The sequence below is a fragment of the Pseudoalteromonas sp. BMB genome (genome assembly GCF_001709235.1).
Classification (GTDB): domain Bacteria; phylum Pseudomonadota; class Gammaproteobacteria; order Enterobacterales; family Alteromonadaceae; genus Pseudoalteromonas; species Pseudoalteromonas maricaloris.
Genome location: NZ_MBQA01000234.1, coordinates 1 through 207, shown reverse-complemented (window position 1 = coordinate 207; position 207 = coordinate 1). Strand labels below are relative to the sequence as shown.

Here is a 207-nt window from a genome sequence, read left to right as displayed (position 1 = left end):
ATCCAGATAAGATTGCGGTGGTCTATGAAGGGCAACAATTAACATATCAAGCGTTATACGAGCAAAGTCATGCCCTAGCGGTATACCTGCAAGCGCAGGGGGTCAAACCGGATAGCTTGGTAGGACTGTGTGTAGATAGATCACCAACAGCAATTATTGGTATCTTAGGTATCTTGATGGCAGGTGGTGCCTATGTTCCCCTTGATC

General features: G+C 46.4%; 1 protein-coding gene. It reads left to right on the top strand.

All coding sequences use genetic code 11. The features are described from left to right. Nucleotides 1-207: AMP-binding protein (locus BB427_RS23595; RefSeq protein ID WP_139119107.1), on the top strand; the 207-nt coding region annotated here is incomplete at both ends.